18 protein-coding genes are annotated in these 20,095 nt (G+C 62.7%); 7 read left to right on the forward strand and 11 right to left on the reverse strand.

Features of this window, described 5'->3' with window-relative positions; translation table 11 throughout:
• Nucleotides 1-142: 142 nt before the first annotated feature.
• A complete protein-coding gene (locus tag CLAM6_RS08050; RefSeq protein ID WP_153635687.1) occupies nt 143-967 on the reverse strand; it encodes an inositol monophosphatase family protein in 825 nt (274 codons plus the stop codon).
• 471 nt (nt 968-1,438) lie between these two features.
• On the opposite strand from CLAM6_RS08050, the gene CLAM6_RS08055 reads away from it, so the two are divergent.
• Nucleotides 1,439-2,722 carry a pyridoxal-phosphate-dependent aminotransferase family protein gene (locus CLAM6_RS08055; RefSeq protein WP_277876254.1) on the forward strand — a complete coding sequence of 428 codons (1,284 nt, stop codon included), beginning with the start codon at nt 1,439-1,441 and terminating at the stop codon, nt 2,720-2,722.
• Nucleotides 2,719-4,056: an allantoate amidohydrolase gene (locus CLAM6_RS08060; RefSeq protein WP_153635688.1), complete on the forward strand. Its 1,338-nt coding sequence runs from the start codon at nt 2,719-2,721 to the stop codon at nt 4,054-4,056. Before CLAM6_RS08055 ends, CLAM6_RS08060 begins: the two co-directional genes overlap by 4 nt.
• Before the next feature lie 64 nt (nt 4,057-4,120).
• On the opposite strand, the gene uraD is transcribed toward CLAM6_RS08060, so the two are convergent.
• The gene (uraD, locus tag CLAM6_RS08065) at nt 4,121-4,654 is read right to left on the reverse strand and encodes a 2-oxo-4-hydroxy-4-carboxy-5-ureidoimidazoline decarboxylase (protein WP_153635689.1); all 534 of its coding nucleotides are present in this window, start codon (nt 4,652-4,654) and stop codon (nt 4,121-4,123) included.
• A gap of 381 nt (nt 4,655-5,035) precedes the next feature.
• On the opposite strand from uraD, the gene uraH reads away from it, so the two are divergent.
• From uraH to CLAM6_RS08080, 3 genes are all read left to right on the forward strand, one after another.
• The gene (gene uraH / locus CLAM6_RS08070) at nt 5,036-5,389 is read left to right on the forward strand and encodes a hydroxyisourate hydrolase (protein ID WP_153635690.1); all 354 of its coding nucleotides are present in this window, start codon (nt 5,036-5,038) and stop codon (nt 5,387-5,389) included.
• A gap of 9 nt (nt 5,390-5,398) precedes the next feature.
• Complete coding sequence (locus tag CLAM6_RS08075) at nt 5,399-6,667, forward strand: urate hydroxylase PuuD (RefSeq protein ID WP_153635691.1); 1,269 nt, start codon at nt 5,399-5,401, stop codon at nt 6,665-6,667.
• Nucleotides 6,668-6,812: 145 nt separating this feature from the next.
• Nucleotides 6,813-8,954 carry a methyl-accepting chemotaxis protein gene (locus CLAM6_RS08080; RefSeq protein WP_172978658.1) on the forward strand — a complete coding sequence of 714 codons (2,142 nt, stop codon included), beginning with the start codon at nt 6,813-6,815 and terminating at the stop codon, nt 8,952-8,954.
• Nucleotides 8,955-9,090: 136 nt separating this feature from the next.
• Here CLAM6_RS08080 and CLAM6_RS08085 read toward each other — a convergent pair whose 3' ends face one another.
• Nucleotides 9,091-9,735: a TetR/AcrR family transcriptional regulator gene (locus tag CLAM6_RS08085; RefSeq protein ID WP_153635693.1), complete on the reverse strand. Its 645-nt coding sequence runs from the start codon at nt 9,733-9,735 to the stop codon at nt 9,091-9,093.
• A 229-nt stretch (nt 9,736-9,964) separates the two neighbouring features.
• On the opposite strand from CLAM6_RS08085, the gene CLAM6_RS08090 reads away from it, so the two are divergent.
• A complete protein-coding gene (locus CLAM6_RS08090) occupies nt 9,965-12,061 on the forward strand; it encodes an NADH:flavin oxidoreductase (protein ID WP_153635694.1) in 2,097 nt (698 codons plus the stop codon).
• Between the two features lie 75 nt (nt 12,062-12,136).
• Here CLAM6_RS08090 and CLAM6_RS08095 read toward each other — a convergent pair whose 3' ends face one another.
• The 5 genes from CLAM6_RS08095 to CLAM6_RS08115 all read right to left on the reverse strand — a co-directional run bounded on the left by CLAM6_RS08095 (nt 12,137) and on the right by CLAM6_RS08115 (nt 14,559).
• Entirely contained in the window at nt 12,137-12,433 is a 297-nt protein-coding gene (locus tag CLAM6_RS08095; RefSeq protein WP_172978659.1) for a S26 family signal peptidase, read from the reverse strand.
• A gap of 58 nt (nt 12,434-12,491) precedes the next feature.
• Nucleotides 12,492-12,992 (reverse strand): superoxide dismutase, Ni, encoded by a 501-nt coding sequence (gene sodN / locus CLAM6_RS08100; protein WP_153635696.1) that lies wholly within the window; start codon nt 12,990-12,992, stop codon nt 12,492-12,494.
• 2 nt (nt 12,993-12,994) lie between these two features.
• The gene (locus tag CLAM6_RS08105; protein WP_153635697.1) at nt 12,995-13,204 is read right to left on the reverse strand and encodes a hypothetical protein; all 210 of its coding nucleotides are present in this window, start codon (nt 13,202-13,204) and stop codon (nt 12,995-12,997) included.
• 25 nt (nt 13,205-13,229) lie between these two features.
• Nucleotides 13,230-13,649: a tetratricopeptide repeat protein gene (locus CLAM6_RS08110; RefSeq protein WP_153635698.1), complete on the reverse strand. Its 420-nt coding sequence runs from the start codon at nt 13,647-13,649 to the stop codon at nt 13,230-13,232.
• 217 nt (nt 13,650-13,866) lie between these two features.
• Nucleotides 13,867-14,559 carry a hypothetical protein gene (locus CLAM6_RS08115; protein ID WP_153635699.1) on the reverse strand — a complete coding sequence of 231 codons (693 nt, stop codon included), beginning with the start codon at nt 14,557-14,559 and terminating at the stop codon, nt 13,867-13,869.
• 727 nt (nt 14,560-15,286) lie between these two features.
• Here CLAM6_RS08115 and CLAM6_RS08120 point away from each other — a divergent pair.
• On the forward strand, nt 15,287-15,946 hold the full coding sequence (locus CLAM6_RS08120; protein WP_242007785.1) for an NADPH-dependent FMN reductase: 660 nt from the start codon (nt 15,287-15,289) through the stop codon (nt 15,944-15,946).
• A 113-nt stretch (nt 15,947-16,059) separates the two neighbouring features.
• On the opposite strand, the gene CLAM6_RS08125 is transcribed toward CLAM6_RS08120, so the two are convergent.
• The 3 genes from CLAM6_RS08125 to CLAM6_RS08135 form a co-directional block, all read right to left on the reverse strand.
• Nucleotides 16,060-17,100 carry a type II asparaginase gene (locus CLAM6_RS08125; protein WP_153635700.1) on the reverse strand — a complete coding sequence of 347 codons (1,041 nt, stop codon included), beginning with the start codon at nt 17,098-17,100 and terminating at the stop codon, nt 16,060-16,062.
• A gap of 249 nt (nt 17,101-17,349) precedes the next feature.
• The gene (locus tag CLAM6_RS08130; protein WP_153635701.1) at nt 17,350-19,065 is read right to left on the reverse strand and encodes a gamma-glutamyltransferase family protein; all 1,716 of its coding nucleotides are present in this window, start codon (nt 19,063-19,065) and stop codon (nt 17,350-17,352) included.
• Between the two features lie 51 nt (nt 19,066-19,116).
• Entirely contained in the window at nt 19,117-19,956 is an 840-nt protein-coding gene (locus CLAM6_RS08135; protein WP_054556070.1) for a sulfite exporter TauE/SafE family protein, read from the reverse strand.
• Nucleotides 19,957-20,095: the final 139 nt, after the last annotated feature.

A 20,095-nucleotide genomic window follows, 5' to 3' on the forward strand; every position in this document is an offset into this window, starting at 1 on the left:
TGCAGCGGCAGTCTTTCATTAAACTCATGTCATGAAAGTCATGTCATGAAAGTCATGTCATGAAAGTCATGTCATGAAAGTCAGGTCATGAAAGTCATGTCATCACAGCCGCGTCACTACAGTCCTGTATGTGAGTTCTTCACTACAGCCCCGGCAGCCCTGAACTGGCATCGGCCTCTTCCAGCAGGCGCTTGAGCGGGGCATGCAAGGCCGGTGAGGCCACCACGATATTCTCGCCATAAAGCTCATCGGGAATGCCGTCCGGGCAGCGATACAGGTGCCCCGTGCGCGCACCGGCTTCACGCGCGATCAGAAGGCCCGCCGCAAAGTCCCAGGGGGAAACGCTTTCGTAATAGGCATCCATACGTCCGCACGCCACATCACAGAGGTCCAGCGCGGCACTGCCGTTGCGGCGTACATCCTGACAGACCAGCAGCATGGCCGAGAGACGCTTGAGCAGCGGCGGACGGCTGTCACGGTTGTAGGGGAAGCCGGTCGCGACCAGCGCGCGGCTCATCTCATCGGTCTCGCTGACCGAGATGCTCTCGCCGTTGAGCCAGGCTCCCTTGCCGCGGATGGCGGTGAAGGTCTCGCCGAGGAAGGGCGCATGTACGACCCCCATCTGGATCTTGCCGCGCTCGCACCAGGCGATGGACACGGCAACATGGCGCAGACCATGGGCAAAATTGACGGTACCGTCGATGGGGTCGATCACCCACAGGCCACCCTTGGTACCAATCACATCCCGCTCGGGTGACAGCTCTTCGGTAAGGCGCGCATCCTCGGGAAATTCGGCTTTGAGCGCTTCCGCCAGGAAGGTATCGATCGCCACGTCGATGTCGGTGACCAGCTCATCGCCTTTCTTGTAATGGTGCGCGAAACCCTGCTCCTCGCGCGCTTGCACCATGCGTTCACCAGCCTGTCTGGCCAGTTCCGTTGCTCGTTCCAGGCGTTGTTCCAGCGTCATGTGGCTCTCCGGCAGCGATGATCAGGTCGGATGAGGCAACCCTCACTCATCCGATGCCTCCTTGTATAACAGACTCATGTGGCGAGTTCAGCCTCGGGCAGTGAGCGCCGGCGCATGAAACAGGTAATGAAAGCGTCGATTCAGCTCATTCATGCCCCGTCATGGTGCCTGGCAGGCAAGGGATGCACTGTCAAAGCGACACCGGTCAGTGTGGATACCAGAGTTATAGCGTTATCTTGCAGGCATGCCGTCTTTTGCCGAGCTGGCTTTCTGTCACTCGGTTGCCAGGTTGCCTTTTGCCCCTCGATGCGCACGCCATGACAGGGCGGGGGCGCCCGTCGAATACATCAGAAATTCAACATTTGTTTCATTTCTGAAATTCTGGCGCACTTGTTGCAGTAGTCTGAGCATGAGGCTCGGCGAGTTGGCGAGTCTTCCTGCATTCCATGCCCTGCTGCACGAGGAGCGACCGTGAGCCCGACCTTTGACCAGATTCATCCTCCCCAGCGCCTGCTGATGGGCCCCGGTCCGATCAATGCGGACCCGCGTGTATTGCGAGCGCTTTCCGCTCCCTTGATCGGCCAGTACGACCCGGCGATGACGTATTACATGAACGAGACGATGCAGCTCTATCGCGGCGTCTTCGAGACCACCAATGATGCCACCCTGTTGATCGATGGCACCTCGCGTGCCGGTATCGAGGCGGTGCTGGTCTCGCTGATCCAGCCGGGGGAGCGTGTGCTGGTGCCGATCTTCGGCCGTTTCGGTCATCTGCTGCGCGAGATCGCCGAGCGCTGCGGTGCCGAGGTGCATACGCTGGAATGCGAGTGGGGCCAGGTGTTCCGCCCGGAGCAGATCGAAGCCGCCATTCGCGAGGTCAAGCCCAGTGTGCTGGCGCTGGTGCAGGGCGATACCTCGACCACCATGTGCCAGCCGCTGGAAGACATCGGCGCCATCTGTCGCCGCGAAGGCGTGCTGTTCTACAGCGATGCCACGGCCTCGCTGGCGGGCAATCCGCTCAAGACCGATGAGTGGGGGCTGGACGCCGTCACCGCAGGCTTGCAGAAGTGTCTGGCGGGGCCGTCAGGCAGCTCGCCGTTGACGCTGTCGCCGCGTGCGGTGGAGGTGGTGCATGCCCGGCGGCATGTCGAGGCGGGCATCAGCAGCGGCAGTGATCGTCTGGCGGAGCCGGGCGCGCGAATCCGCTCCAACTATTTCGATCTCTCCATGGTGCTCGACTACTGGGGAGAGCTGCGCCTCAATCACCACACCGAAGCCACCAGCATGCTGTATGGCGCACGTGAGTGTGCGCGCCTGCTGGTCAATGAAGGCATGGACAACGCCATCGCGCGCCATGCGCTGCATGGTCAGGCGATGGTCGAAGGCTTGAAGGGGCTGGGGCTTGCGCTGTTCGGCGATCAGGCCCACCGCATGAACAACGTCAGCGCGGTGATGATTCCCGACGGCCTGGATGGCGATGGTCTGCGCCGCAGCATGCTGGAGGACTTCGGCATCGAGATCGGCACCAGCTTCGGCCCGCTGCACGGCAAGGTCTGGCGTCTCGGCGTGATGGGCTACAACGCGCGTCGCGATACCGTACTGACCACGTTGGCGGCGCTGGAGCAGACTCTGCGCCGGGGTGGCGTCAAGACAGTGGCCGGCGGTGGCGTTGGCGCCGCGCTGGACTTCTATCAGGAGCATCAGAGACAGGCGGCCAATGGCCGTGCCAATCCCAGCGCGGGAGGCCAGTCATGAGTGATGCCGGATCCATACCCCCGGACGTCACCGCGCCGCTGGAAACGGCCGCCGATGTGCTGACCGCCTGCGACACCCTGGCGGCGATCTCGAGCAGCGACAGCGGGATCAACCGCCGCTATCTGACGCCGGAACACGCCGCCGCCAATGCCACCACGGCTGGCTGGCTCAAGGCTGCCGGTCTGCGCAGCTGGCAGGATGGCGCCGGCAATCTCTGGGGCCGCTGGTGTCCACCCGCTCTCATCGCTGCCGCTGACAGCGAAGCCGGCGTGCCGCGACTGGTGATCGGCTCGCATCTGGACAGTGTGCCGGACGCCGGCCGTTATGACGGCATTCTTGGTGTCCTGCTCGGGGTGGCCGCCTTGACACATTTCAGGCAGCGCGCCGATGCCGGCGAGCAGAGCTTGCCCTTCGCGCTGGAAGTGGTCGGTTTCGGTGATGAAGAGGGCGCCCGCTTCGGTGCGACCCTGCTCGGCAGCCATGCCATCGCCGGACGCTGGCAGTCGGACTGGGAGCGGGTAGAGGATGAGGACGGCATCCCGCTTGGCGACGCGCTCGAACGTTTCGGGCTTTCCGGGCAGACGGCTGCCAGGGCCAGCCTGCAGGCGAATCCGCCGCTGGGTTATCTGGAAGTACACATCGAGCAGGGCCCGGTGCTGGAAGCCGAGAATCTGGCGCTGGGCACCGTGACCGGCATCGCCGGCGCGCGACGCTTCGCGGTCAACTTCGTCGGCCAGGCGGGGCATGCCGGCACCACGCCGATGGCGCTGCGTCAGGATGCGCTGTGTGCGGCGGCGGAGTGGACACTGGCGGTGGAATCGCTGGCGTGTGATGTCCAGGCGGGCAAGCGCGCTGACATGGCGGACCACTCGTTGGTCGCGACCGTGGGATGTTGCGAGCTGCGTCCCGGGGCGGTGAATGTCATCCCCGGGGGGGCGGCACTGAGTCTGGATATCCGCGCGCTGGACGATGCGCAGCGGGATCGTGCGCTGGATGAACTCTTGAACGAGGCGCATAGAATCGCGGCGCGACGGGGCCTCACCTTCCACTGCGAGCAGACGCATGCGGCCGATGCCGTGGCCTGTGACGAGGGATTGATGCAGGCCGTCGATGCCGGTATCGCGGCTACCGGTCAGGCGCCATTCCGGCTGCCGAGTGGTGCCGGGCATGACGCCATGGCGGTCAGTCATCTGTGTCCGGTGGGCATGCTGTTCCTGCGCTGTGAGCGCGGTATCAGCCACCACCCGCTGGAGGCGGTGACCGAAGACGATGTCGCCAAGGCCCTGGCGGCACTGATCGCCAGTATCGAGGCCGTGGCCGTCAGGCACGTGTAGGACAGCACGCATGAGACAGAACGCGTAAGACAGCACCCATTGGCGGCCGCAGGGGCGCTGGTCACTAACTAGCCTCGAGCAGCCCCGGCAGGCGCACTGCGGCGATCGCATTTATCTGGGCCAGAGCCTCCTGGTATTCCGCCTCGGTGGATTGCGGCAGGCGGCGCTCCAGTTCCTCGAGAATGCTGCTGGCGCTGTGGCCCTTGACGCAGATGATGAACGGAATGCCATGGCGCGCCTGGTAGTCGGCATTGGCCGTCAGGAAGCGTTCACGGGTGGCGTCATCGAGCTGATCGAGCCCTGCGCCACGCTGCTCGCCCTGCGAGGCGGGCGTCAGGGTCTCCAGCTTGCCGGCAGCCAGCTCAGGATGGGCCAGAATCAATTGGTGGCGCTCGGCATCACTGGCCTGGCGTACCGCATTGGCACACGCCGTCAGCAGGACTTCCATGCTCGCGAACGGGCGCTCTGCCGCGGCGCGTTCCACCACCCAGTCCGAGTGCTCATAGAGACCACTCAAGCGTCGTGCCAGCGCCTCGGGTGGCAGGGCGTTGAGCGTGTCCAGCATCACCAGATAGTGCATCGGGGTCTCGATTGGCATGCGCCTTGCTCCAGAGAGGGGGATAGGTTTGAAAAGCTCACGGAATCATCAGCTTGCAAGGCGCATGCCGTCGCTGGCAACGCGTCTGACCAACGCTGTGTCACACGCTGCATCGCCATGCCAGCGGTTGACGACAAGGCTGTATCGCCACTGACCTGCCTGACGGCGCCGAGCGGCGTCTGTCATGGGGCGATACGGCCTGCACCTTGACCGATAGGTCAGAATGCAGCAATGCACTCATCGGGTGCAATACCACCAACCGCTGACGGCAGGCCAGAGCAGGCCTGGCCAGAAAACAGAACACAGTCTTCATTCGTACAGCTTCCATCTGCCCAGATTCGAGTCGTACCCGCCACATCCACACAAGAACAGGAAATCGCCATGCCCAGACTGACGACGCATGTGCTCAATCAGGCCGAAGGCATCGCTGCCAGCGGTGTGCATATCACCCTGGAGCGCCAGGATGCGCAGGGTCACTTTCACGAGATCGCGCAGGTCACGACCAATGCCGATGGGCGTCTCGATGCGCCGCTGCTTGAGGAAACCGAGGCTTCCGCTGATCTCTCCGGCGTCTATCGTCTGACGTTTCAGGTCGGGGATTACTTTGCCAGCCGCACGGTGGGCAAGGGCATGCTCGGCCGGGTGCCGGTCGAGTTCACCCTCGAGGCCAGTGGCCATTATCACATTCCGCTGCTGGTCACTCCGTGGGCCTACAGTGTCTACCGCGGCAGCTAAGGAGCCGGCATGAGCGCATATCTTCTCGATTGGGCGATGCTGCTGACCCGCTGGCTGCATGTCATGGCGGGGATCGCCTGGATCGGCGCATCGTTCTTCTTCATCTGGCTCGACAACCGGCGAAAGCCTGCTGCTCATGCGGTAGATGGCCGCCCCGGCGGCGAGCTGTGGGCGGTGCATGGTGGCGGTCTCTATCATCTGTTTCGCCATGATGGGGTCAGTGAAACGCTGCCCAGCGAGATCCACTGGTTCAAGTGGGAGGCCTATGTCACCTGGCTTTCCGGGATGGGACTTTTCACGCTGATCTACCTGCTTCAGCCGCACGCCTACCTGATCGACCCGCGCGTGTTCGAGATGAGCGGCACGCTCGCCGTGTGCAGCGCTCTGGGCGTGCTCGTCGGCGGCTGGCTGGGCTACGAGGCGCTGTGTCGCAGCCCCTTCAAGCGCCATGCCGGGGCGCTGTTCGTCGCCGTCGGTGTGTGGCTGACGCTGGCAGCGTGGGTGGCGACCGAACTGTTCTCGGGGCGTGCCGCCTTCCTGCTGATGGGCGCGCTGATGGGCAGCATCATGGCGGGCAACGTCTTCAATGTGATCATCCCGGGTCAGAAGGCTCTGCTGGCTGCTGCCCAGCGTGGGGAAACGCCGGACCCGATCCACGGCCAGCGCGCAAAGCAGCGCTCGGTGCACAACACCTTCATCACGCTGCCTGCGGTGCTGATGATGATCAGCAACCACTACCCGCTGCTGTATGCCAATGACTATCGCCTGGGCGTCATTCTGCTGTTGCTGGTGACGGGCGGTCTGATCCGCATCGCCACGGTGGATCACCACAAGGGCGTCAAGCGCCTGTGGGTACCCGTAGGGGCAGTGTTGGCGCTGATCGGCGTGATCCTGCTCTGCGCGCCGCGCTCACAGACGGCGCCTGCAACTGCCGAGACAAGCGCGCCTTCAGTAACTGTGGCGGCCAGCAGCGCCGCTGACAATGAGGCCCCGGGGGAGAATCAGGCCTTGCGAGACAAGGTCAGTCATATCGTCGAGCAACGCTGCGCCGGCTGTCACAGTGACACGCCGAACTTGATCGGCTTGACGGCTCCGGCAGCCGGCGTGGCCTTCAATGGCTGGGATGACATCCAGCGTCAGGCCATGCGTATCCACCAGCGCACGGTGGTCGACAAGAGCATGCCGCTGGCCAACATGACCCAGATGACCGATGCCGAACGCCAGATGCTGGATGACTGGTGGCAGGCGACACGCGACACGCTGAGGGGCGATGGCTGAGAGAGTCATGAATGCGGGCGTACTGACCAGCGGCGCTCCAGTCGCCGCTGGTCTGAGCCCAGTCGTCAGTACTCGTCAGCACCCACTCGTCAGCAGCAACGCTACAGTTCTGAGTCCGGTGGCCGATAGACGTGATACTTCTCTCATGGATCGATCGGGGTATCGCGTAGTGATGACAATAAAAAAGCGTCTGGCCCGCGCCAGTGTCGGCAGCAAGCTCGCCTTGCTGGTATTGATGTTGATGATGGCGGCCTTCACGGCGCTGGGCCTGGTGTTCTCGACGGCCAGCAAGATGCAGGTAGAAGAGGGCACCGAACGCGCTCTCGCTCAGCAGCAGCAACAGATCACCAACACCATCGAGCTGTTCGACACCACCATGCAGTCCAGCGTGACGCGCATGCTCAATGCCTTCCTGGCGACCATTCCTGACAACTTCACGCTGATCGAGGACCGACGTCTGCCGATCGGCGAGCGTGATGCACCGGCGCTGCTCAATGCCGGCTTCATGCTCAACAATCAATCCGGTTATCTGGCCGACTTCGCCAATCGAACCGGTGCGCCGGTCAGCTTCTTCGTGCGCGATGGTGAGGATTTCGTGCGCATTGCCACCACCCTCAAGACCGAAGATGGCTCAAGCCTGCTCGGGCTGACGCTGAGTGGTGGGGTCAAGGATGCGCTGAATGCCGGCCAGCCCTATACCGGCATGCTCTATCTGGCGGGCCGTCACTACATGACGCGCTATCGTCCGATCACCGACTTCAATGACAACCTCATCGGGGCCTCGTTCATCGGGGTGGATGTCGGCGAGCAGATCGATGAGCTGTATGCCACCATCACCAATATCCAGTTGCATGAGAAGGACTTCAGTCTGGTGGCGAGCACGGCGCCGGGCCAGCAGGGCAAGGTGCTGACGACGGGTCAGTGGCAGGGCCGCTCGCTGATGGACTTCAAGAATGCGCAGGGCGAGCCGGCCTTCGCGCCGCTCTTCGCCGCCGACAGCGGTCAGATCGATTACCGCCTGGCGGGTGAAGACAGTGATCGCATCACCAGCTTCCAGCACTATCCCGCCTGGGACTGGGTGGTGGCGACCACGATCGACAAGCAGGAAGTGACGGCGGGCATCACGCAGGTCCGCAATCAGGTCTTCGGGCTGGCACTGCTGTTGGCGCTGGCCGTGGCCGGCATCCTCTACTTCCTCGAGCGGCGTCTGATCAGTCGTCCGCTGGATGCGCTGGTGTCACTGGCTCAGGCGCTGGCGCGGGGCGATCTGTCCCAGCGCATCACCAGTCAGCGTCAGGATGAGATCGGCAAGCTGACCGCGGCCATGAACAGCGTCGGCGAGGACTTGAGCAGAGTGGTCGGTCAGGTGCGGGGCACCACGGGCGCCGTCAATCAGGCCGCCGGCGAGATTGCCCAGGGCAACGAGGAGCTTTCGGCACGCACCGAGCAGTCCGCCTCCAGCCTGCAGGAAACCTCGGCCTCGATGGAGGAGATCACCACCACCGTGCAGCACAGTGCCGATTCCGCGCAGCAGGCCAGTCAGCTGGTCAATTCGACCTCCGAGCAGGCCCGCCGCGGCAATGACGACATGCGCAAGGCGCAGGCGAGCATGGAAGACATCAATCGCTCCGCCGAGCGCATCAGCGAGATCATCAGCCTGATCGATGGCATCGCCTTCCAGACCAACATTCTGGCGCTCAACGCCTCGGTGGAAGCGGCGCGGGCCGGTGAACATGGGCGTGGCTTTGCGGTGGTCGCGCAGGAAGTGCGCACCCTGGCGACGCGCTCGAGTGATGCATCCCGCGAGATTCGCGGCTTGATCGATGAGTCGATCTCGCACACTCAGCAGGGCGTGGCGCAGGTGAAGGACGCCAGTCAGGCGATGGCCGAGATTCTCTCCAGTGTCGAGCGTGTCAACGACATGATCGCCGAGATCAGCGCCGGCGCGCGTGAACAGAGTGCCGGCGTCGGCCAGGTGAATACCGCGGTCAGCGAGCTGGATGCGATGACGCAGCAGAATACCACCCTGGTCAATCAGGTCAGTGGCGCGGCGCGCAGCATGAGCGCACAGGCTCAGGCACTGGAGCAGCTGATGGCAGGCTTCAAGGTGGCGGGCGCTCAGGACATGGCAACATCGTCCATGTCGCGCCAATCCGTGTCGCATCAGTCCATGTCGCACATGAACACTCAGCCGATGGCGGATGGCGAGCAGACGGCTTTCCCGCCGCCGGCAAGCGCCCCGCGCGGTTCCCAGCGTCGTGAAGAGGAGGAGTGGGAAGCCTTCTGAGCGCGCTCTACTCCAAGCTGACCCCTGAGCTCGATCCTGCGCCAAGAGCTGGCTCGAGTGCCATTGAATGTGACAGCTAGCCGTTGATGTTTCTGCCAAGCCCTTGCCGACTGCCGTCGGTGAGGGCTTTGTCCTTTCAGGCCGGGTGACGGGCCGCGAAGCGTGCCAGCTCCTGAGGCTCGCAGCGCTCGCCGACGAAGACCTCGACATACTCGGCGACGCGGCTGATGCGCTCGCTGACGCTTTCCTGAGTGCGCATCGACAGATAGCCGATCTGGGTCAGGTAGGTGGTGCGTGCCCGCACGTTGGCGAGTTGCTCGGGCTGGCCGTAGCGCATCAGCATGCTGGTCAGCGCTTGAATGCGTGCCTGATCGGCGCGGGCGACGGCAGCGGCGACCTCCGCGTTCTGAGAGGCCCAGTTGCGGATCGCCAGCTCGAAGCGTGAATCGAACAGTGACGCATCCAGCCAGCAGTCGAAGACATTGAGCATGGCTTCCACCACCGTGGCGGCGTATTGCTCGCAGCGCCCGATCAGGCCGGCGGTATTGTGGGCATCCCAGCGTGCGAGCAGCGCGGTGAGCAGGGCGTCGCGGTCCTTGAAGCTCCAGTAGAAGCTGGTGCGTGACAGGCCCAGCGTCTTGGCCAATGTCAGGACGCGCACCGAATCCACGCCGCCCAGCAACAGCTGCTGATAGGCGGCTTCCAGCCAGTCCTCGGCCTTGCCGCGCCCGGCAGCCTGGGCGCCGTCACTTGCCGGGGGGACGCTTGGGGACTCTGGCATCGGCGGTCTCCTGAAAGGCGGGGGATGGTGAGGCTCATGTGAGGTCGATCGTGCGATGACGCCAAGAGCATGCTGTTTGCGACAGCGACGAGTCTGGCTGCGTCAGGCGGGCGAGAACGGCGTGTCCGGTGACGCATGGCCTGAAGCCTAGGACTATAGTCAGCGTATGTACACAGGTGTACGCAATAAAGACACCCCTGTTCTAGCTGTCTGCTCATCAGGAGGCCACATGGCTCAGGACCCGCTGCTCACGCCGTTCACGCTCAAGCATCTGACCCTCAAGAATCGCTTGATGATGACCTCCCACGAGCCTGCCTATCCGGAAGATGGCATGCCCAAGGCGCGTTATCGCGCCTATCACGAGGAGCGTGCGCGTGCCGGCATCGCCCTGACCATGACGGCGGGCTCCGCCTCGGTGGCGAAGGACAGCCCGCCGGTGTTCAACAACATCCTGGCGTATCGCGATGAGGTGGTGCCGTGGCTCAGCGAGCTGACGGATGCCTGTCATGAGCACGGCACCGCGGTGATGATCCAGCTCACTCACCTGGGACGCCGCACACGTTGGGACAAGGCCGACTGGCTGCCGGCGGTCTCGGCGTCCCATCGTCGTGAGGCGGCGCACCGCGCCTTTCCCAAGCGGGTCGAGGACTGGGATATCGCACGGCTGATCCAGGACTACGCCGACGCCGCCGAGCGCATGCAGGCAGCCGGCCTCGACGGTATCGAGTTGCAGGCCTACGGCCACTTGATGGATCAGTTCTGGTCGCCGCTCACCAATACCCTGGAGGGCCCCTACGGCGGCAGTCTCGAGAATCGGCTGCGCTTCACCATGGAAGTGTTGAGCGCCATTCGCGCACGGGTGGGCAGCGAGTTCATCGTTGGTGTCCGCTACACCGGAGATGAGTGTCTGAGTGGTGGGCTGGATGCCAGCGATGGCCTGGAGGTCTCGCGCCTGCTGCGCGATAGCGGTCAGGTCGATTTTCTCAATGTGGTACGCGGTCATATCGATACCGATGCGGGCCTCACCGATGTCATCCCGATCCAGGGCATGGCCAGTGCGCCGCATCTCGACTTCGCCGGACAGATTCGCGAGGCGATGGATTTCCCGACCTTCCACGGCGCCAAGATTCAGGACATCGCCACCGCACGTCACGCCATCGCCACTGGCAAGGTCGACATGGTCGGCATGACGCGCGCCCACATGGCGGACCCGCACATCGTGCGCAAGCTGATGGCCGGGCAGGAGGAGACCATCCGCCCCTGTGTCGGGGCCAACTATTGTCTGGATCGCATCTATCAGGGTGGCTCCGCCTACTGCATCCATAACGCTGCGACCGGGCGGGAGCTGGAGCAACCCCATGACATCACGCCTGCCGAGGTCACCTGCAAGGTCGTGATCATTGGCGCGGGCCCGGCAGGGCTCGAGGCCGCACGCGTCGCCGGTGAGCGTGGGCATCAGGTGGTAGTGCTGGAAGCGGCCGATCAACCCGGTGGCCAGATTCGCCTCACCGCCCAGAGCGAGCGGCGACGCGAGATGATCGGCATCATCGATTGGCGCATCAGTCGCTGTGAGGCGCTCGGCGTCGAGATGCGCTACAACGTCTTCGCCGAGGCCGAGGATGTGCTGGCGGAGCAACCCGATGTCGTCATCGTCGCCACCGGTGGCTATCCCGAGGAAGACATGCCGCAGGTCGGCAGCGAGCTGGTCGTCTCCAGCTGGGACATTCTCTCGGGCCATGTCATGCCTGGCCGCAACGTGCTGCTGTTTGATGACACGGGTGACCACGCTGCGCTACAGGCCGCCGAGATGATCGCCAACTCCGGTGCCAGGCTCGAGATGATGACGCCAGACCGCACCTTCGCGCCGGAAATCATGGCCATGAACCTGGTGCCCTACATGCGCAGCCTGCAGCGTCTCGCCGTCACCTTCACGCCGACCTATCGCCTCGGCAGCGTCACGCGCAGTGAGAAGGGCCAGCTGATCGCCCATATCGGCAGTGATTATCTGGATGACGCCGTGGCGCAGGGCAAGGGCACCGGTGCCTACGCGGATCAGCGCCTCGTCGATCAGGTAGTGGTCAACTACGGCGCCCGCCCGATGGAAGATCTCTACTTCGAACTCAAGCCTCACTCACGCAATGGCGGGGCAGTGGACTACGACGCCCTGATCGCAGGCCTCGCCCAACCGGTGGACGGCCCGAGTCCGGAACACACCGAGCGCGCAGCAGAGGGCAGCTTCCAGCTCTATCGCATCGGCGACGCCGTCGCGACCCGCAATACCCATGCGGCGATCCATGACGCGTTGAGGCTGATGAAGGTGGTGTGAGGGGGGGAGATAAGGGGCGTCACTGCAGAGGCATGACACGGGCTGGGCAAGTCTCACAGGGTGGCGTGAAAAGTCTCACATAGTGCTTTGAGAAATGGATCGAATCACTCGCCCCTGGATCCGCTCGCGCCTCATCAAGCCCATCTTGTCAGTAGAGGTACTGTCAGGATGGGTGCCTTCCAGCCAGAGCATGCCGTCTGGTTGTATTGCGCGGATGCACTTGATGATGCGGCCGAACTGGGGATGCTGTGCTACCACGATATCGCCGATGCGATAGCGCGATTTCCAGCGTTTCAGCGTCACGACATAATCTCCCGGCGCAAGGCCGGGAGACATGCTGAGTCCATTGATGCGATAGAGTCCGATCGGCATCCGTTCACTCTTGATCAATTCACTCTTCATCAGTTCTTAGGCGCATCATGTCGTTGCCTCAATCCAGCTTCGGATAGGCGACATCTTCAGATGGCGGATACGGGCAGGTCGCGGTAAAGGTCGTGACACCCTTGGTATCCCAGAACGCCGCCGCGAACTCGTTGATGAGGGTCAGCAGCTTCTCGCCCTTGTCGCGTTCGATGCCTTGTTTGCAGACAGAACCAGCCAGCATGATGCTGTGGACCAGCGCATCGATGTTGGGATAGGCATCACGCTGCGGTTGCTTGATGTAATCGCCCCAGATGATGCGGATCTCATGCTTGGCTTTCTCGGCGTGGCTTTCCTTCTGCTCCACCAGACGCGCCAACAAGGCCTGATCTGCCAGCGTCAGGCTGTCCTTCTGGCCCAGCTCATTGATGAGATCCATGAAGCGAATCACGCTGAGTGCGGCGATCTGCGCAGCAGACGGGTCGTAGATCTTGCAGGGAATATCACAGTGCGCGGAAGCCGCAGGGACTGATACCAGGCGGTCAATGCCGCGGAGCAGGGCGTGAATCATGCTCAATCCTCCTTTTGCTGAGTGTTCTGGCGCTTGTGACGCGACTGACGAATGACGAAGAACGCGGTACCGATGACGGCTGCGATGGCGCCATAGAACAGGGTGTGAACGAGCGGGCTGCTCCAGTCACTGTGGTCATGTCCCGGGTGGGCCAGGGCCGTATTGGCGGCGGTCAGCAACAGCAGTCCGCTCGCGGTAAGGGTTTTCTTCATGCCGTATCTCCTGTGAGGGTGAGAGTCAGTGATGGACCCGCGTCGTGGAGTGTCCCGCGGGGTTCGCCTGGTGAGTCCGTCGCGTGGAAACGCCGAGCCATTGCACGGTGTTCATGATCTCCGTGCGTACCTGGCCGCTGCCGCGCAGCAAGGCCTGTTGATGGGCATGGCACAGACCCGGGGCGGAGAGCGCATGGGAGAGGCGCGCATGAGCAGCCTGGAGGGAGCGCATCGCTTGCGGGTGTTGGCCCTGGGCGCGGTAGAGCTCCGCCAGATTCTGGTAGCTCACGACCAGTGCCGCGACGCCGCCATCCGGGTCTGCACAGGGCATCAGAAAGATGTCGGCAAAATGGCAGGCGCTGAGATAGTGCTGCTCTGCCATGGCGTAGTCGCCCTGTTCGAACAATGCATTGCCTGCCTGTGTTTCACGCTTCCATTCGTCCATGAGGCCCTCCCGTGACCGGATATCGATTTCTTTAAGCAAATCGCCATGATTATGATAATCATTATCATTCAATAGTGGTGCAAAGCCTCAGCGACTGCAAGAGGGGATGGTAAATCAGGGGGAAGGCGGCTTGGCCCCGGGTAATGCGCGCAAGATCAGACGCGAACTGTCAGCGCACAGACTGGCGGGCGACGCGGTGCTGGTGAGCGTTCTAGGTTCAGAGCGATTGGCTTGCGAGGCCCGGGCCCGGCGAGAGCGAGGTAGCGTCTGGTGAGAGTTCCGCTGGCTGTGGCGCTTGCTCGGGCGAGGAATAGCGCTGTTTCGCCGTGTGCATGATGGTCTCCATGCTGGCATACACCATGTAGAGTTCTCCCAGGTTCTTGTCAGTCCTGAGCGTGGCATCGTGCAGTGGCGCCAGACCGAAACGCTTGAAGATCTTCATGTTGGCGCGTTTGCACAAGGCCAGAATGCCATCGCCTTTTCGGGATCTGACATGACGTGCCGCAGCAGCCATCAGCAGATTGCCATGGGCGAATCGCTTGGCCTCCGGGGCCATTACCAGCCGGCTGAACTCATAGATGGCGCCCTCCGGGATGGACACCGCATCGCTGTCATCGAAGAGCGTGCGCGACTCGAGACTACCGGGGGTGACGCGAATGCTGCCCAGTAGGGTGTCGTGCTGGGTGTCCATCAGGCAGATATGCTGGCTGTTGCTGTCGATCACATCATCGTGATCACGGTGCTTCTGTAGATAGGCCTTCGAGGCGCTGTGGTGGTCTTCACGTAGCGTGCGCACCTGGCGGAAGAGCGGGTGATTGTGACCAAAGAAAGACACTGTCTCTCGATGGGTCTGATGCGTAAAAGAAGCGGTGAACTGCTGGATGACGGCAATGTCCTGAGTGTCTTGCATTCCCTTTCTGTCTCCTCGTGTCATGAGGTTGGTTAGTTTTCTCATGCTCTTGGGATGACGAAGCTAACACTTAATTAGTTTTAGTGCATGTTTGTTGCAGCATCATGACGCGGAGTTGGCTATGGCGAAGATGGCCCAGATAGCAGGATTGTCAGCGCACCGACGAAATGAAACCGCCGTGGCGGATGATGTCCGCATGTCACGATAATCTCGATATGGGCGGCTAACATGAGGCAAAAAGAGATGAAGCTGCGCTTTACCGCATTGCCTGGGACTGACTTGTGTATGGCCTTGAAGCCTTGGCCCCACGAGATGCGAGATCGGTATTGTCATGAGAAATGGCGGGTCTGCTGCCGCAACACCAAAGACTCCGACACGCTACCTTCGCAGAGGGGCATCAGTCGCCAATTGCAGATACTGAGGGTGATATGGTTCATGCCAGCAGGTCATGCCCCTGCGGGGATTGGAAGGGTGCTGGCGCAGCAAACAAGGAAAGAATGGGGAAGGTGGTAAAGCCGCAGGCAAGAAGTTCGTGGCAGAAAATTCATGTAAGGGCATGCATGGCTGGATATGCACATTCGTGATCTGTGTCAGGCGCAAACTGAAGATTGATGCAGTATCTTGCGATGCAGCGCACCGGTGTTCAGAGTCCGGGATATGATGCAATGCAAGAGTGAATATCGAGCACAGGAATCCAATTCATGTGGCTCGCAACAAGGAGAGAGCAATGGCACTGAAGATTCTGGTCTTTCTGGGGTCGGTGCGGACCAGCACACCCCCCGCACCTGCACGTCTTGGGGAAAGGGTTGCCAGGTGCTGCGTCGCACAGCTCGAGGAAAGTGGCCATGAGGCGGTGCTGATCGATCCACTCGATTACGATCTGGCAGACCCCTTCAAGCCGCTGTTCTCCTATGCGCAGCGCAATGCCCCTCAGGACTTGCTCAATCTCGCCCAGCAGATCGAAGCGGCGGATGGTTACGTGATGGTCAGCCCCGAGTACAACCATTCCATGAGTCCGGCGTTGGCCAATCTTCTGAATCACTTCGGCAGCTCGCTTTACTCCTACAAGCCCTCTGTGATCGCGACTTACTCTGCAGGACAGTGGGGCGGGGTACGCGCAGCAGTCAACATGCGCACCTTCCTCTCGGAGCTGGGCTGCTTGCCGGTCTCGGCGATGATTCACGTGCCTCGGGCGCAGGAAGTGCTCAATGAAGATGGCGGCTACGCCGAGAATCAGGATGCCCAGGAATGGGGCGGCTATCTCGAGCGCGCCTTCGAACAACTTGCCTGGTGGGCGAATGCCGCCAGGCGTTATCACGAGAGCGAAGACGGTGAGAAGCGCCCCGGCGCCTTCACGCGCAGCCCCTCGCAGCGCAACGCGCCTTGAAGGAGCGATAGCATTCCACGCCTCGATAAACGGGTGACGCAGCAAAAAGGGACTGCCTGAGCAGTCCCTTTTTGCATTGATAGTCAGTCACGTTTCGTCATGTGACTGCCGGCTCACTCGAAGTAGCCACGCACCTTGTCCATGTCATCGGTCTCCGTCAGCGCCAGCGAGAGTAGAATGCGCGCCTTCTGAGGATTGAGGGCGCCACTGCCGATGCCTTCTTCCTTGGCACTGACGATACCATTGCCGGTACGGGTGCTGCGCACGACCGGGATGCCATCCGCCATGGCCTGCTTGACCAGCGGCTTGACGGTCTCTGGAATCGAGCCATTGCCGCTGCCGGCGATCACGATGCCTTTGGCACCGTTGTCGAGGGCGGCGGTGAACAGCGCCGGGTCCATCTCCTGGTGGGCGTAGATGATATCAACCTTCGGCAGGCCATCGAGGGATGTCACGTCAAAGCGAGGCTTGTCGGTCGGTGTCGCCGGTGTGTAATAGAAGTGCGGCTTGCCGCTGATGAAGGCACCGAGGTAACCCTGCTCGGTCGCCTTGAAGGTGTCCATCATGATGGCATTGGTCTTGGTGGTGTAATACGCCGAGCCGATGCGGTCGTTGAGCACGATCATCGCCCCACGTCCCTCCGCGCCTTCATCGGCTGCCAGGGTGACCGCCTCCAGCAGGTTGAAGGGGCCATCGGCACTGATGGCAGTCGCCGGACGCATGGCGCCGACCATTACCACCGGCTTGTCACTGTCGACGGTGAGATCCAGGAAGAAGCCGGTCTCCTCCAGCGTGTCGGTACCGTGGGTGATGACCACGCCGTGGGTGGCGTCCGTCGCGAGCTCTTCATTGATCGCCTTCGACAGCTTGAGCAGGATTTCCTGATCGATATTGCTGCTGCCGGTGTTGGCGATCTGTTCACCGGTCACCTCGGCGACATCGGCCAGTTCTGGTACGGCGTCCAGCAGCGCTTGCACCCCCAGGCTGCCGGATTTGTAGTTGGTGGTGTCCGTGGAGGAGGCAGAGCTACCCGCAATCGTGCCGCCGGTGGCATAGATTTTCACCCCCGGGTGTTCCGCGGCGTTGGCCTGAATGCCATAGGCCAGGGAACAGGCGGCGATCGAGATGGCAGCTACAAGGCGGCGGGGAGTCATGAAGTCAGCTGTTGTCATTGTGGTGAGTCGCTCTGTCGTTGTTATGAGTGGAAATGAAGGTCGTTTTTCAATCTTTCATTATTCATGAATAAGGAATATCTAAATTTAAGAGGTCAGTTCTCCTTGTCGTTTTGTGTGGCGATTGATGCTCAGCATGGGGTGGAGGCGGTAGTCAGACGAAAGGCTTCATCCCCCATCAAATCAAGCAAGAAGCCGGCCAGTTCGTGACATGACACTGGCCGGTTTGCATCACGTCAGTGCCGCGCCACCATCACTGCGCGGGTCGTGGGCCGCCTCGACCTGCCCATCCGGGTGGCACATCACGGCGCCGGCGTGCCCCAGCGTGTCGCTGAAGGCCTCATCGAGGACTTCCACTTCGTGGCCCATGGCCGCGAGTGTCTGAGCCATTTCGCCCGCGAGGCGCGATTCGAGCTTGAGGCTGGTGCTGACATCGCCCCAGGTGCGGCCGAGCAGCCAGCGCGGTGCGCTGATCGCGGCCTGCAATGACATGCCGTGGCGGGCGATGCGCGTGAAGACAGCCGCCTGAGTCTGCGGCTGGCCTTCACCGCCCATGGTGCCGAAGGCCATCACGCGGCCATCATCGAAGCAGGCCAGTGACGGATTGAGGGTATGGAAGGGCTTGCGGCCCGGTGCCAGGCTGCGCAGTCTGTCCGGCGCCAGGTCGAACGCCAGCCCACGGTTCTGCCACATCACGCCGCTGCTGGGCAGCACCACGCCACTGCCGAACTCCCAATAGACGCTCTGGATGAAGCTGACGGTGGTGCCGTCACTGTCCGTCGCGCCCATCCAGATAGTGTCGCCTTCGGCGGGCTCGTGCGGCCAGCCAAGCGCGGACTGCATGTCGATCATCTCGGCCTGGCGGGCAAGGGCCTCCGGAGAAAGCTGTGCCTGTTGCGTGGCGATGCTGCCTTCGAGGCTGCCCTCGAGCGCCCCCTCGATGCATTCCGGCGAGGTGATCAGGCTGTCGCGTACCAGGAAGGCGCGCTTGGTGGCTTCGATCAGCGCATGCAGGTGACGCGGGGTGTTGCCGTCCGCTTCGCTGATGCCATGCGTCGCGCTCAATGCATCGTAGAGCCCCAGAATCATCAGCGTCGCGAGGCCCTGGGTCGGCGCTGGCAGATTGTATACCTCACTGTCACGCAGGCGGACCTTGAGCGGCGTGACGCGCTGGGCGCGATAGCCGTTGAGGTCTGCCAGGCGCAGCGGGCTGCCGGCGGCTTCCAGTTCCTGTGCCATGCGGGTCGCAAGTTCACCACGATAGAAGTCATCGAGTCCGGCATCTGCCAGACGCGAGAGCGTCGCGGCCAGCGCCGGCTGACGCAGTCGCGCGCCTTCTTCCAGCGCGATCGGCTCACCTGACTCACTCTGACCCAGATAGCGCTCAGCGAAGCCGGGCTGCTGCGAGAGCACGGCCAGATGTTTTTCGCTGAGTGCCTTCTGGCTGGCGCTGACGGCCACGCCATCATTGGCATGCCGGATGGCGTGGCTCAACAGTGTCGAGAGCGGCAGGGGCGAGCGCTCATCCGCCGAGGTCTCGGCAGAGAAGGCCAGCGCCTCCTGCCAGCCGCCGATGGTGCCGGCCACGGTCAAGGCCGACAGCGGTCCGCGGGTCGGGATGCTGCTGCCGTTGGCCAAGGGGGCGGCCCCCTCACTGTCAGCCGCGAAGCCATGGCCGTGCTCGGCATAGAACTCGCGGCTGGCAAGCCCTGCCGCCGGGCCACAGGCATCGATCGCCAGCGGCGCCAGTCCCGGGCGCTTGATCAGCCAGAAGCCATCACCGCCGATGCCGTTCATGTGGGGGTAGACCACCGCGATGGTCGCTGCCATCGCGACCATCGCCTCGATGGCGTTGCCACCATCGCGCAGGATATCGCGGCCCGCTTGCGCCGCCAGATGATGGGGCGCGGCGCAGGCGCCGCCAAAACCACGTCGGGTATGAATCATGGCGTCTTGCTCCTGAGGATTCCGTTGTTGTTATTGAGCGTCCAGTGCGTCTCAGCTACCGGTGAACAGGTCGTAGAACATGCGCAGTGCCGTGAACATCAGGAAGATGGCGAAGACCTTCTTGAGCTTGGCGGCGTCCATCGCGTGGGCCAGCTTCGCGCCGATCGGGGCGCACAGCATGGTGGCCGGCACGATGGCGGCGAAGCCGAGCAGGTTGACGTAGCCGATGGAGCCCGGCAGCAGGTTCGGTTCACCGATGCCATTGAGCAGGAAGCTTGCGGTGCCCGGCAGGCTGATCACCAGACCCAGCGCCGCGCCCGTGCCGACGGCCAGGTGCATCGGGGTGCCCAGGGTGCTCAGGGTCGGCACGCTCAGGGTGCCGCCGCCGATGCCCATCAGCGTCGAGACGCCACCGATGAAGGTGCCCAGTGCGCCGCTGCCCAGCGGGCCCGGCAGGCCAGTGCCCAGCACGGTGGACTGACGGCGGAACATGTTGAGCGCGACCAGGAAGGCCACGGTGGCAAACAGCCCCATCAGTACCGCACCGCTGAACAGGTTGGAGAGCAGGCCGCCGATGATGACGCCGATGATCACGCCCGGCAGCAGGCGCTTGAGAATCGCCGGGTCCAGATTGCCCTTGGCGTAATGCGCCCTGGCCGACATGATCGAGGTGGGAATGATGGTCGCCAGTGAAGTGCCGACGGCCTGGTGCATGCGCACCGCTTCATCGACGCCCAGCAGGCTGAAGAGGTGAAAGAGCACGGGCACGATGACGATGCCGCCGCCGACCCCCAGCAGGCCGGCCATCACGCCGGCAATCATGCCGGTGACGATCAGTGCGGCGATCAGGCCGAGAATCCAGTGCAGTGGATAGGCTGAGAACAGTTCCATGGTGTTTCCTTGTCGCCCCCGTATGGCGCGGGGTGGTTCATTGCTGATGAAGGTTGCCGATGAACGCCATCGGCAGTCGATGCATGTCCCTGGAGCGCTGGCGGGTGTGCTGTCTCCAGGGGAGGCGAGCCGGTGGGCA

This window comes from Cobetia sp. AM6 (assembly GCF_009617955.1).
Classification (GTDB): Bacteria; Pseudomonadota; Gammaproteobacteria; order Pseudomonadales; family Halomonadaceae; genus Cobetia; species Cobetia amphilecti.

Excerpts from the sequence above, each read along its gene's own strand:
- CLAM6_RS08050 (WP_153635687.1), bottom strand. The coding sequence starts at position 967 with ATGACGCTGGAACAACGCCTGGAACGAGCAACGGAACTGGCCAGACAG.
- CLAM6_RS08060 (WP_153635688.1), top strand. The coding sequence starts at position 2,719 with ATGAGTGATGCCGGATCCATACCCCCGGACGTCACCGCGCCGCTGGAA.
- uraD (WP_153635689.1), bottom strand. The coding sequence starts at position 4,654 with ATGCCAATCGAGACCCCGATGCACTATCTGGTGATGCTGGACACGCTC.
- uraH (WP_153635690.1), top strand. The coding sequence starts at position 5,036 with ATGCCCAGACTGACGACGCATGTGCTCAATCAGGCCGAAGGCATCGCT.
- CLAM6_RS08075 (WP_153635691.1), top strand. The coding sequence starts at position 5,399 with ATGAGCGCATATCTTCTCGATTGGGCGATGCTGCTGACCCGCTGGCTG.
- CLAM6_RS08080 (WP_172978658.1), top strand. The coding sequence starts at position 6,813 with ATGGATCGATCGGGGTATCGCGTAGTGATGACAATAAAAAAGCGTCTG.
- CLAM6_RS08085 (WP_153635693.1), bottom strand. The coding sequence starts at position 9,735 with ATGCCAGAGTCCCCAAGCGTCCCCCCGGCAAGTGACGGCGCCCAGGCT.
- CLAM6_RS08090 (WP_153635694.1), top strand. The coding sequence starts at position 9,965 with ATGGCTCAGGACCCGCTGCTCACGCCGTTCACGCTCAAGCATCTGACC.
- CLAM6_RS08095 (WP_172978659.1), bottom strand. The coding sequence starts at position 12,433 with ATGCCGATCGGACTCTATCGCATCAATGGACTCAGCATGTCTCCCGGC.
- sodN (WP_153635696.1), bottom strand. The coding sequence starts at position 12,992 with ATGATTCACGCCCTGCTCCGCGGCATTGACCGCCTGGTATCAGTCCCT.
- CLAM6_RS08105 (WP_153635697.1), bottom strand. The coding sequence starts at position 13,204 with ATGAAGAAAACCCTTACCGCGAGCGGACTGCTGTTGCTGACCGCCGCC.
- CLAM6_RS08110 (WP_153635698.1), bottom strand. The coding sequence starts at position 13,649 with ATGGACGAATGGAAGCGTGAAACACAGGCAGGCAATGCATTGTTCGAA.
- CLAM6_RS08115 (WP_153635699.1), bottom strand. The coding sequence starts at position 14,559 with ATGCAAGACACTCAGGACATTGCCGTCATCCAGCAGTTCACCGCTTCT.
- CLAM6_RS08120 (WP_242007785.1), top strand. The coding sequence starts at position 15,287 with ATGGCACTGAAGATTCTGGTCTTTCTGGGGTCGGTGCGGACCAGCACA.
- CLAM6_RS08125 (WP_153635700.1), bottom strand. The coding sequence starts at position 17,100 with ATGACTCCCCGCCGCCTTGTAGCTGCCATCTCGATCGCCGCCTGTTCC.
- CLAM6_RS08130 (WP_153635701.1), bottom strand. The coding sequence starts at position 19,065 with ATGATTCATACCCGACGTGGTTTTGGCGGCGCCTGCGCCGCGCCCCAT.
- CLAM6_RS08135 (WP_054556070.1), bottom strand. The coding sequence starts at position 19,956 with ATGGAACTGTTCTCAGCCTATCCACTGCACTGGATTCTCGGCCTGATC.